The 11,638-nt window shown below is 48.5% G+C and carries 14 protein-coding genes (1 of these 14 cut by a window edge); 2 read left to right on the top strand and 12 right to left on the bottom strand.

Features of this window, described 5'->3' with window-relative positions:
- The 10 genes from AKN87_RS02020 to cydD form a co-directional block, all read right to left on the bottom strand.
- Nucleotides 1–396 carry the 5' portion of a SulP family inorganic anion transporter gene (locus AKN87_RS02020; protein WP_053102299.1) on the bottom strand. It extends 1,338 nt beyond the left edge of the window, so the window shows 396 of its 1,734 coding nt (coding positions 1–396); the start codon lies at nt 394–396; the stop codon falls past the left edge of the window.
- Nucleotides 389–823 (bottom strand): TIGR01244 family sulfur transferase, encoded by a 435-nt coding sequence (locus AKN87_RS02015; RefSeq protein WP_053099420.1) that lies wholly within the window; start codon nt 821–823, stop codon nt 389–391. Before AKN87_RS02015 ends, AKN87_RS02020 begins: the two co-directional genes overlap by 8 nt.
- Before the next feature lie 16 nt (nt 824–839).
- A complete protein-coding gene (locus AKN87_RS02010) occupies nt 840–1,703 on the bottom strand; it encodes an MBL fold metallo-hydrolase (RefSeq protein WP_053099419.1) in 864 nt (287 codons plus the stop codon).
- Nucleotides 1,704–1,794: 91 nt separating this feature from the next.
- Complete coding sequence (locus AKN87_RS02005; protein WP_053102298.1) at nt 1,795–2,205, bottom strand: DUF6691 family protein; 411 nt, start codon at nt 2,203–2,205, stop codon at nt 1,795–1,797.
- A 3-nt stretch (nt 2,206–2,208) separates the two neighbouring features.
- Nucleotides 2,209–2,640: a YeeE/YedE family protein gene (locus AKN87_RS02000; protein ID WP_053103602.1), complete on the bottom strand. Its 432-nt coding sequence runs from the start codon at nt 2,638–2,640 to the stop codon at nt 2,209–2,211.
- Nucleotides 2,641–2,798: 158 nt separating this feature from the next.
- Nucleotides 2,799–3,515, bottom strand: a complete 717-nt coding sequence (gene dnaQ, locus AKN87_RS01995; RefSeq protein WP_053099416.1) for a DNA polymerase III subunit epsilon — start codon at nt 3,513–3,515, stop codon at nt 2,799–2,801.
- Nucleotides 3,512–3,955, bottom strand: a complete 444-nt coding sequence (gene rnhA, locus AKN87_RS01990; protein WP_053102297.1) for a ribonuclease HI — start codon at nt 3,953–3,955, stop codon at nt 3,512–3,514. The genes dnaQ and rnhA overlap by 4 nt, the downstream gene beginning before the upstream one ends.
- Nucleotides 3,956–3,961: 6 nt before the next feature.
- Entirely contained in the window at nt 3,962–4,696 is a 735-nt protein-coding gene (locus AKN87_RS01985) for a class I SAM-dependent methyltransferase (protein ID WP_053102296.1), read from the bottom strand.
- An 8-nt stretch (nt 4,697–4,704) separates the two neighbouring features.
- Nucleotides 4,705–6,315, bottom strand: coding sequence for an amino acid ABC transporter ATP-binding/permease protein (locus AKN87_RS01980; protein ID WP_053102295.1), 1,611 nt, complete (start codon nt 6,313–6,315; stop codon nt 4,705–4,707).
- Nucleotides 6,312–8,075 (bottom strand): thiol reductant ABC exporter subunit CydD, encoded by a 1,764-nt coding sequence (gene cydD, locus AKN87_RS01975; protein ID WP_231692611.1) that lies wholly within the window; start codon nt 8,073–8,075, stop codon nt 6,312–6,314. Before cydD ends, AKN87_RS01980 begins: the two co-directional genes overlap by 4 nt.
- A gap of 167 nt (nt 8,076–8,242) precedes the next feature.
- Between cydD and ypfJ the strand changes: the two genes are divergently transcribed.
- Nucleotides 8,243–9,112, top strand: a complete 870-nt coding sequence (ypfJ, locus tag AKN87_RS01970; protein ID WP_053099411.1) for a KPN_02809 family neutral zinc metallopeptidase — start codon at nt 8,243–8,245, stop codon at nt 9,110–9,112.
- 8 nt (nt 9,113–9,120) lie between these two features.
- Here the strand turns inward: ypfJ and AKN87_RS01965 are convergent, their stop codons facing one another.
- Nucleotides 9,121–9,471: a hypothetical protein gene (locus tag AKN87_RS01965; RefSeq protein WP_053102293.1), complete on the bottom strand. Its 351-nt coding sequence runs from the start codon at nt 9,469–9,471 to the stop codon at nt 9,121–9,123.
- A gap of 291 nt (nt 9,472–9,762) precedes the next feature.
- Between AKN87_RS01965 and dksA the strand changes: the two genes are divergently transcribed.
- Complete coding sequence (dksA, locus tag AKN87_RS01960) at nt 9,763–10,206, top strand: RNA polymerase-binding protein DksA (protein WP_053099409.1); 444 nt, start codon at nt 9,763–9,765, stop codon at nt 10,204–10,206.
- Between the two features lie 70 nt (nt 10,207–10,276).
- Here dksA and AKN87_RS01955 read toward each other — a convergent pair whose 3' ends face one another.
- Entirely contained in the window at nt 10,277–11,623 is a 1,347-nt protein-coding gene (locus AKN87_RS01955; protein ID WP_053102292.1) for a tryptophan--tRNA ligase, read from the bottom strand.
- Nucleotides 11,624–11,638 lie beyond the last annotated feature (15 nt).

Below are 11,638 nucleotides of genomic sequence, written 5' to 3'. Positions count from 1 at the left end.
GTTAGCTAAAAAGCCAAGACGAAAAACCGCCATCAACAACAACACCAGCCCAGACAAAATCGCCAACAACATAGCAGCAGCCATATAATCGGCAGACCCTGAACTAAAATGTGGCTCAAGTGCTGCGGCAGTCATTAAGGATATCACCGCCACCGGACCAACAGCTAAGGTGCGGCTGGTGCCAAAAATGGCGTACAACACTAAGGGTAAAATACTGGCATACAACCCAGTTACTGGCGGCAATCCCGCCAGCATCGCGTAAGCTAAGCTTTGCGGAATCAGCATTAAGGTAACAATGACCGCAGCGAGCACGTCTTTACCCGCTGCCGCCTTGCTGTATTGGCTACCCCACTCCAAACAGGGCAGCCAATTGAACCACGCCTTACGCTTATGCATGGCCAGCCCGTTGCTCAATCCGCGCCTGCAAGTTGGTTAAATCAAAACCTGCTTGCTGAGCCGTTGCTTGTAATTCTGCAAACGGCTTCTTGTTTTGACTGGCGTTAACTAAACTCCACAAGCACAGACAACGATTACCACTGCGACAGAACGCAAGTACTGGCGCTTCAACTTTAGCTAAAATCTTTTCAAACTCAGCCGCCGCCTCATCAGTTACCTGACCTGAAATAACCGGCAAGTAATAAAATACCAAATCCAGTTCAGCCGCTTTTTTAGCAATATCATCATTCAACGGCTGCCCTTCATCTTCAGCGTCAGGACGGTTATTAATCAGCGTCTTAAACCCTGCAGCTTTTACCGCCTCTAGATCACTGGCTTGCAATTGAGCAACTACTGAAAAACTATCTGAAATTTTTTTAATATCCATGATTAACCCTTATTAATTAAACTGCATTAAGCGGGATTTTTAGGTAGCTCACCCCATTATCTTCTTCAGGTGGCAGCTCACCGGCCCGCATATTGACCTGCACTGAGGGAAGAATTAAACGCGGCATTGATAATCCAGCATCTCGCTCGGTACGCATCGTGACAAATTCTTGCTCAGATACTCCCTGATGCACATGGATATTATTTTGCCGCTCATCTCCCACTGTTGTTAAAAACAGGTACTCTTCACGACCTGGCGCTTTGTAGTCGTGACACATATACATACGGGTTTCATCAGGAAGTGCAAATAACTTTTGAATTGACTGATAGAGAGTTTGCGCATCTCCCCCTGGAAAGTCGCAACGCGCCGTTCCATAATCGGGCATAAATAAAGTGTCACCCACGAACACCGCATCTTCAATTACATAACTGACACAGGCTGGCGTATGCCCTGGCGTGTGCAAAACACGCGCCTTAAGCTGACCGATAGCAAACACATCACCGTCTTTGAATAAGCGATCGAACTGACGACCATCACGGGCAAACTCAGTGCCTGCATTAAATAACTTACCAAACACTTCTTGCACTTCTAGGATATGTTCACCAATCGCTAACAGACCACCTAGCTGCTGCTTTAAATAAGGCGCGGCTGATAAATGATCCGCATGCACATGGGTTTCTAGCAACCACTCAACAGTTAAACCTTGCTGCTTAACATAGGCTACTAACTCATCAGCTGCCACGGTAGCAGTGCGCCCAGAAGCGGCATCGTAGTCCAATACTGAATCAATAATAGCGCAGCACTTGGTTTTACTATCGGTCACTACATAGCTATAGGTAGAGGTATCCTGATGAAAGAACTCTTTAATTTGCATTGACATGCTTATCTCCTACTTCTGATGCTTGCCTAGCTAGGCAGCTTGATCTGACTGAGCAGTAAAAACATCCTTGTTTTGCGCTCACACCTGCAGATTATTTCTTAACAATAAAGTCGTATGCTTTCATGGTGACCAGCAACGCAGCTAAAAAAACTAATGTTTGCCAGTTTAATAGCGACAAGGTCACCACCACAGGACCTGGGCAAATTCCTGCTAGCCCCCAGCCGATTCCAAATAAAGCACTACCAATCACCAACGGCTTATCAATATCTCGGCGTGTTGGCAGCTGAACTGGCCCACCTAGCACTGCTTTACCACGCTTACCCGCTACCATAAAAAAGCCTAGTGCTGTAGCAATCGCTCCCCCCATCACAAAGGCTAGCGAAGGATCCCAGTTACCAGCAATATCTAAAAAACCCTGCACTTTGGTTGGCTGGTGCATACCTGCCACCAACAAGCCAATCCCAAAAACTAAACCACAGATTAACGCTGCTAGATTACGCATAACTTACGCTCCTATCAGATGGCGAATGACATACACCGTAATAAAGCCAGTTGCCATAAAACTCAGCACCGCCAACATGGAGCGTGGTGATAATCGTGACAAACCGCAAATTCCATGACCGCTGGTACAGCCAGAACCATAGCGAGTACCAAACCCCACTAACACACCTGCAATCAAAGTAAGCTCCCAGCCTGCAGTGAACTCAATTGCTGGCAAGCTTTGAAATAATTGCCATAACAACGGCGCTAACAGCATGCCCAGCATAAACAGAAGCTTTTCCGATTTGCCCTCTGCTTTAGACACCAAACTGCTCAACATGCCAGAGATTCCCGCCACCCGGCCATTCAGTAGCGCAAAAGCGCCAGCCGACGCCCCCAGAATCACTCCTGCTAATAAGGAGGTCCAAGGCGCGAAGCTTGCCCAATCAATCGTCATCACATCACTTCCTAAAAAACCATCAATATCGGCGATTATACACATACCCCTATAGGTATGCAAAGCGCGCACTACAACGGACCTCATCGAGCGGCAAATTTCAGGCAAAAAAAATGGCAGACTCAAGCTGCCATTTTTGATAATTGCTGGCTATAGCACTATTGCTGCCATAACGCAGGCCCCTTCACTGCCTTACTGATATCAGCTAAACGCTGCTCATGGGCCTCAAGCTCTGCGGCAGTCGCACGAATAATTTTTAAGGCTGGACGATCACGTGAAATGGGCGTAAGTGCTGTTAATGACTGATCAACGGCATAGGGCTCTGGCTCATCACTGGCTAGCATTAAATCGGTTTGCCCCCCAGTCATTGCTAGATAAACATCAGCGAGAATCTGCGCATCTAACAGCGCCCCGTGCAACTCCCGATTAGAGTTATCGACATCATAACGGCGACACAAAGCATCTAAGTTGTTGCGCTGACCTGGATGCAGCTGCTTTGCTAACTCTAAGGTATCCAGCACTTCGCAATAGTCCGTGATCCGCGTGCGATCCTGCTGGCCAATCAACCTAAATTCGTTCTCAATAAAGCCTACGTCAAAAGCCGCGTTATGAATGACTAAGCAGGCACCCTGAATAAACTGATAAAAATCATCGGCAACTTCAGCAAATCGTGGCTTATCTTGTAAGAACTCACTGGTAATTCCATGCACCCGTAACGCCTCAGGATCACTGTCGCGATCAGGCTGCAAATAAACATGAAAGTGCCGCCCAGTTAGGGTGCGATCCTCTAACTCAACGCAGCCAATTTCAACGATTCGGTGCCCCTCATGCACGGGCATACCCGTGGTTTCAGTATCAAGTACGATGTATCTCATAAGTTCAGCTCTTCTACCCCACGATTGGCCAATGCATCGGCTCGCTCATTACCTGGATGACCAGTATGGCCACGCACCCACTGCCACTCAACCTGATGCGCGGCAACCAACTGATCCAGCGCCTGCCATAGGTCAACATTTTTCACTGGTTGCTTGCTTGCAGTTTTCCAGCCACGTTTTTTCCAATTGGCTAGCCACTCCTGCATCCCTTTCATGACATAGGTAGAGTCTGTCACCAACCGCACCTTAGTTGGACGCTTTAAGGCTCTCAAGCCCTCAATCGCTGCCATTAATTCCATACGGTTATTGGTTGTTTCTGCTTCACCACCGCACAAGGCAAGCTCCTTCCCCTTATAGGTCAATAAAGCCCCCCAGCCACCTGGCCCCGGATTACCCTTACAGGCACCATCGGTATAAATTACAACCACATCATCACTCATGATTCACTACTTATTTGGTTTTTCACGCCGCGTAGCTGCCCCCACCAGAGGCAGCGTCGGCTGAATAAATGCTGTTTTTTGAACCACTGGCCCAAGATCACCACGCACTAGCTTACGCGCACTGACGCAATAGAGGCCAGCAAACAGATTGCATCGATTCACCAGATGCGGCTGTAACCTTGCAAATTTAAGGCAATTCAAGCGCTGAGCACAAACACCAAATCCACTCCAGTGTTGCAGCTCAGGCGACATATTTAACCCCTGTAAATGGCGGTACATGCTCGACAAGCGCCAGGCACGATACTGACTACCTCGAGTCAGCCAGCGATGCTGGAGACCAGAACGGCTTAAGGGGTTCACCATCTGAATTAACAAGTGACCGCCCGGACGCAGGCACTGTACCGCCTGCTGCAGCAGGCTATCTGGCTCTGCAGAAAACTCTAAGCAATGTTGTAAAATCACCACGTCTACTGCGTTAGGCATCAAGGGCCAACCTTGATCACTGGCAATCAGCTGCACAGAGACAGCACTGCGCTCTTGTGCTTTAGCCATGCAAATCTGATATTTGACTGGACTTTCAAAATCACTAAATAAAGGCCGATAATTAACCAAATAACTGCCTACATGCTTACTCAACTGCAACTGTAACCAAGCGCGACCATCCTCCAACAGGTGCTGAGTACTGGGTTGGGCTAGCCAAGCTTGGCGCAAACATATACTACGTGCCTGATCGATCGCCACATCTCCTCCTAGCGTAAAACCAAGGTTTGCAACTGCGGCAATGTGATTGCTTGATGACTAACCACCACTATGACTGCCTGGGCTTGATAAGCGGCCAAACTGGCTTCGATCACACTCGCACTCTGCGCATCTAACCCAGCTAAAGGCTCATCCAGTAATAAAATCGGGCGCTCACTCAACAGCACTCTGGCCAAAGCTATCCGTCGCGCCTGCCCACCTGAAACCTGCGCACCATACTCGCCTAACTGGGTCGCAAGCCCTTGCTGCTGACGCGCCCAATCTGCTAAAGCAACCTGTTCCAAAACTACCCATAACTGCTCATCGCTGGCCGCTGCATTGGCTAAGCGTAAATTTTCTGCCAACGACAAGTCAAAAATATCCAACTGCTGTGACAGATAAGCAATCGGATGTGAGGCCTGCACCGTACCGGTATAAGGCAAATAGCCCGCCAAAGCTTGCAACAAGGTTGATTTCCCGACACCCGAAGCCCCTGTCACCAATAAGGCTTGCCCTTGCTGCAAATTAAAAGACACCGCTGTTGGCCCACTCACTGCCGCCTGATGTTTGGCACTGAGCTCTGTGACCATTAGGCTCACGTCAGCATCTGCTTTATTCGCTACTTTAACCTCTGCTTGGGGCTGTAAGATTGGCGTATATAAGCGATTCAGACGATCGCGAGCTGCCTGACTTTCCCCCAGACTAATAAAGCTTGCCGCTAAGGGCAGCAAGGCTTCATTTAAACCAAATAACGCCAACACTGGCGCCAACAGCCAAGGCAGACTAATCAACTGCTGCTCAACTAACGGCAAACCCAACCACAAAACGACCAACATACTGCTAGCCAATGCCCACTGCTGCCACAGGCGCGTCAAACTAATCAAGCGCTGCTGACGCAACTGTTGCTGCTGGTAATCAGCATCTGCCTGCAGTGCTTGCTGCTGTTGTACTTGCCAGTTCTGCCACATAGTTAAGGGCGTCACTAACTGTAAAGATTCCAGCATCAACATACGCCGCCGCTCGGCTGTTTCAACATCTCTACGGGCTAATTGTAATCCTCGATAAGCAGCGGCTAGCGGAATAATCAACCAAGCCAACAACACCCCGACTAAAGAAGCCCAAAGCAATGTGGGATGCACCCAGGCTGCAAAAATCAAAAAAGCAAAGACAATGACGCTGGCCCAGCACCAAGGACTGATTACCTGCAGTGGAAAGTGATCTAAGCGATCAATATCTGCCACCAAACGGTGCATTTGCTGCGCTGAGTTAACCTCTGTCTGACGCGCAAAACTTACTGGCTTGCGGGTTAACCAAGCAAACACCTGACAACGTAAATCTTTTAATAAACCCAGCGCCGCATTATGCGAAGTGACCCGCTCTGCATAGCGTCCTGCAGTACGAGTAATCGCAAAAAAGCGAATCATCGCTGCTGGGCGAAAATAATCAAATAAGTAAGCACTGGTTACACTTAACCCTGCAATGGCCGAGGCAGTAATAAACCAACCTGACACCGCCAATAAAGCAATCGCAGAAAATAACGTTAAAGCTCCCAGCAATAAAGCAATCAGCCAATTTTCAAAACGGCTCTTCAATAGCCTCGACAATGCAATAGGTTGATTCATAGCTGTCTCTCTTCCTGTCCTATGTCTGCTGCCGCTTGAGAATCCAACAACTGCTCGAGTGTTAGCTGACGATCCATCCAAGCTAAGCCCTCAGCACTGTGACTGACCAGCAACACAGTGTGCCCTTTAGTGACTTGCTGCAACAGCTGATTAATCTGCGATTGGGTTTCTGGGTCAAGATGTGCGGTTGGCTCGTCTAGCAACCAAAGTACAGGCTCTCGCAGCAATAACTGCGCAATGGCTAAGCGGCCCAGCTGCCCACCGGACAGCCCTAACCCTGCTTCACCTATACGCGTAGTTAATTGCTCCGGCAAGGCTAAAAATAACGCCTTTAGCTGTACCTGCGCCAACACCTGCCACAATTTAGCATCACTCGCTGTAGGTGCTGCTAAGCGCAGGTTTTCTGCGACCGTACCCTGTTTAAACTGTGGCTGCTGCGATAAATAAGCAATACGTTGCTGCCAGTCACTGCGCTGAAAATCCAACAGGTCTTGCTGATTCAAAAGAATTCGTCCCTGATATGGAATAAAGCCCATTATTGCCAGAAACAAAGATGATTTGCCTAGACCACTAGCACCTTGTAACAAGACCCGCTCGCCAGCCTGCAAGGTAAAAGACACCGATGCTAAACGTTGGCGCTGCTGCGCGCCGCTAATACTGAGCTGCTCTACTGTAAGCGCTGGCGCTGCGGCGAGGGGTAAGGGCTGCCGGCCTGGGTGCTGCCACACCTGCTGGTTTAATAACGGATATAACTCACCCACTGCCGCCTCTGCTTCTGCTTTGGCGTGATAATCACTGCCCAACTGACGCAGCGGGGCGTAAAACTCAGGCGCCAGTAACAAGATAAACAATGCGCCCGTATAGGCTACCGGAACTTCGCCCTTGGCCCATGGCAACATCCCCAATAGCCCCATGCCCAAGTACACCGCCACCAAAGCGACAGCTAAGGCAGAGAATAACTCCAATACGGCTCCCGACAGAAAAGCCAGCTTAAGCACACCCATGGTTTTAATTCGGTATTGCTCAGCCGCTGTGGCGATCGAGCGCTGCGCTTGAGTCGTTGCTGCTAGATGCTGCAAAGTAGGCATTCCGCGAGCCAAGTCTAAGAAGCGGCTACTAAGATGACTCATCGCCGCCAGTTGTTGCTGACTACTTTTGGCCGCAGCCCCGCCCACTAGGATCATAAATAACGGCACTAAAGGTGCGGTGAGTAATAATAAAGCAGCCGCTAGCCAACTGTAATAAGCGGTCGCTACTAACAGTAAAATCGGGGTCAGCAATACTAAATACAGCTGCACATAATAGCGACTAATATAGCCATCCAGCGCATCCACCTGCTCCAACAGTTTAGCACTCAAGGCTCCATCAGCACCCAATTGCTGGCGCTCTGGCCCTAAACTGGCCAAAGTATTAAGCAACTGCTTGCGCACCTGAAGCCGCGCTCGATGACTAGCCGTCTGACTTAAATGTTCACGACCATAGTGCAGTAATGGGCGCAACACTAAACACAGTAATAGCAAAGGTAAATAATTGAATAAATTAATGCCTAACCCAGTCGCCTCTGGAGCATTCCAATTAGTTAATGCCGTACCGATTAAATGCGCTAAAATCGCACTTTGCAGAATGAATAGCGCCACATTTAACGTAGCCAATAATAGCGCTAAGCCTAACCGTTGTTTTTCTGGCGCCAAAATAGCGGACAACATTCGACGTAACGACTGACGATCCAACTCAGTGCTTTCGGTTAAGGCATCACTCACAACACACACCTTTTGACTAGACTTTAGTAAGATTACTTTAACTGATCACAGGGATTTTCTCAGTAATTTAACTGACCCTACTGGCGAACCTCGCCAAGATTTTATTTTCTATACGCCTAGCAAGCAGCACAATCCCGCTCAGGCGACTTAAACAAGAGGTAATCACTATGCGCTGGAACAAAGGTCGTCGAAGCCGTAACGTGGTAGATAACCGTGGCCGCACGACAGTTGGCGGCAAAGGCTTAACCCTAGGCGGAATCGCCATTGTCGTAGTATTAGGCCTTATGAGTGGGCAAGATCCGCTACAGATCCTAGGTAGCCTTGCTGGACAAGTGCTACAGCAAGGTGGTGTCAGCAGTAACAGCACGCCTTCGACTCCTAGCGCAACACAATCGCAAGAGGTGCATTTTGTTGAGTCAATTCTTGGTGACACTGAAGACACTTGGCAGACATTATTTAAGCAGCTAGGCAAAACCTATCAAGAACCTAAACTAATTCTCTTTAATCACGGCATCCGCTCAGCCTGTGGCTTTGCTGATTCGGCCGTAGGTCCTTTTTACTGCCCTGCCGATCAGCAAGTTTATTTGGATCTTAGCTTTTTTAAAGAAATGCAAACTCGCTTTCAAGCAGCCGGAGAGTTTGCCCAAGCCTATGTCATTGCACACGAGGTGGGACACCATGTGCAAACACTATTGGGGGTAACCGCGCAGGTCAACCAAGCGCGGCGCAGTGGACAGCGAGTAGAAGGCGCCAATGGCTTACTGGTTCGCCAAGAATTACAAGCCGACTGTTTAGCCGGCGTTTGGGCTCACCATGCCCAACAGCGCCATGCGTGGCTTGAACCCGGCGATTTAGAGGACGCCTTAAACGCAGCCAATGCTATTGGCGATGATCGCCTGCAGCATCAAGCCACTGGGCAAGTGACTCCCGATTCGTTTACCCACGGCACTTCAGCCCAACGGGTACGCTGGTTTAAGCAAGGTTTTACTAGCGGACAACTTACTCAGTGCGACAGCTTCAGCGCCCGCACACTTTAGTCTGCCAATTAACGTGAACAGGCGCCGGCAATATGCCGCAGCGCTTGTTGGCACTCGCTAAAGGCATCTAAATAAGGCTTACAGCTGAGCGCTAAGACTTCTTGCTGCAGCGCAACGGTTGCTGGTACCTGAGCACAAAATGCTTGGTCAGGCTGGGCTTTAGCCGCGCAGTTTTTAGCATTGCCTACGCTTTGACTACGACATGCCGCATCGCTGCATGCACTTAACTCTCGGGCACTGGCATCCCAGCAATCATACAGGGTGGCTCGAGGAGACTGAGTTGGCTGGGCGCAGCCTGCTAATAACAGCAACAACAGTCCACATAACCCATAGCGATTTGCCTTATTTAATTTAATCATTTGCTTGCTGCTTACTTTCCACTAACGTATTGAATTTTAAAAACTTATCTTATATAAAAAGAAACTATTACTGAGCAACGCATTCTAACACTGTCTTTAGTTTTGCCCCACTTACTCACTTTTACCGAATACTTGCGTTTAGTAGTAGCGCTTAGCGATCGGTTCTGGTAAGTTCGCCCGCTTGTAAGCGCTAGGTAAGATTTTTTGAGTGAATTTAGCGTCAAACACACTCGTTAAGCCAATCACCTATCTAGAAAATTGGATTTACAAAGTTCTAAAGAGGCCGTCAGTATGCCAAGTAAAGCAAAAACTCAAAGCACCGACTTAGTCCGCGCATTTGTACCTTATCAGGAAGGCAAAGACGAAGAGTACATGAGCGATAATATGCGTGCTCACTTCACCTCAATTCTCCTTAGCTGGAAAAAAGAGCTCATGGAAGAAGTAGATCGTACAGTGAGCTACATGAAGGATGAGGCGGCTAACTTCCCTGATCCTGCCGACCGCGCCAGCCAAGAAGAAGAATTTAGCCTTGAATTACGCACCCGTGACCGTGAGCGCAAGTTAATCAAAAAAATTGATGAAACCTTGCAAATCATTGAAGACAACGATTACGGCTGGTGTGAAGCTTGTGGCGTTGAGATTGGTGTCCGCCGTTTAGAAGCGCGCCCTACCGCTACCCTGTGCATTGACTGCAAAACCTTAGCGGAAATTCGTGAGAAACAAATCGGCTCTTAATCAGCGCAATACATTAACGTTTTATTAAGGGGAAAGTTTAACCTTTCCCCTTAACCTCAATCATTGCCAATTAAGCTTCTTCAGGCTGCAAAGCCGCTTGAATCTGCGCTATGCGTTGATTAGCTTGCTCACCACTGACTAAAGCTTCAGTTTCCGCCACTGCCTCACCTGCAAACCATAAGCTAACAATGCCTGCATCGGTGCGTAAATCTAGCGCCGTGCCTGACTGAATTTCTTTGCTGACTAACCCTGCCGTTTTCCCGTCATTAAATCCCTTAGAGAGCAGTAAGGTTTGTCCTTCAGCATCCACCAAGCGAAAGCGAAAGCCTTGCTCATCTTTAAAGCTCACAACTTTTGCTGCTTTGGCTTTTTTCTTAGTCCCGCTAACCGCCACTTGCAGACTCTGATTAAATGAGCGCAAACCTACCGCTTCACGTATTTCTGCTAAGAATGGCACCGAGATTTTACGTGCTTTCGCCGCCCCCATTTGCATAATATCTTCCAGCGCCTGCGGCTTACTCATTAACTCATGGTAACGCTCACGAGGCTCTGCCAGTTGCTGGTTGAGTAAGTTAAACAGTTGCTGTTTGGCTTCCCCCCAAGCCAACCCCTGCCTCAAGTCATCAGCCAACTGCTGTGCTTGCTCATGACTTGCGAACGCTTTATACAAAGTAAACAGGTGCGAGTCGTCAGGATCTTTTGCTTCTCCTGGCAATTTAGAGTCTGTGACAATTTTCGATACCAAGTCTTTTAATTGTTTTTCGCTGCAAAATAACGGAATCGTATTATCGTAGCTTTTGGACATTTTACGCCCATCTAGCCCCGGCAACGTTGCCACATCTTCTTCAATCAGGGCTTCAGGTAAGGTAAACACGTCTTGACCCTTGCCAAATAGGTGGTTAAAACGCTGACCAATATCGCGCGCCATTTCCACGTGCTGGATTTGATCTCGGCCCACCGGAACCTGATGCGCATTAAACATTAAAATGTCAGCTGCCATGAGCACCGGATAACTAAACAAACCCATGCTAATCCCTGCATCAGGGTCTTCTTGCTGCTCAAGATTTTGATCCACTGCTGCCTTATAAGCATGGGCTCGGTTGAGCAAGCCCTTGGCAGAAATACAGGTTAAAATCCATGACAACTCGGGAATTTCCGGAATGTCTGACTGACGATAAAAGGTCGAGCGCTCAACATCTAAACCGGCTGCTAGCCAAGTTGCAGCGATTTCTAAACGAGATTTTTGAATTCGTGCAGGATCATCACATTTAATCAATGCGTGAAAATCCGCTAAAAAATAAAAAGACTCAGCATCGGTTTGGCGGCTAGCCATAATTGCAGGACGTAAAGCACCTGCGTAATTTCCCAAATGCGGCGTACCGGTTGTTGTAATACCGGTTAAAATTCGTTTAGTCATGTTGTCTCGTTCTTC

Origin of the sequence: Thiopseudomonas alkaliphila (assembly GCF_001267175.1) — a bacterium.
GTDB lineage: Bacteria > Pseudomonadota > Gammaproteobacteria > Pseudomonadales > Pseudomonadaceae > Oblitimonas > Oblitimonas alkaliphila.
Note: the sequence above shows the minus strand (reverse complement) of the source record. Positions and strands in the feature narration are given on the sequence as shown.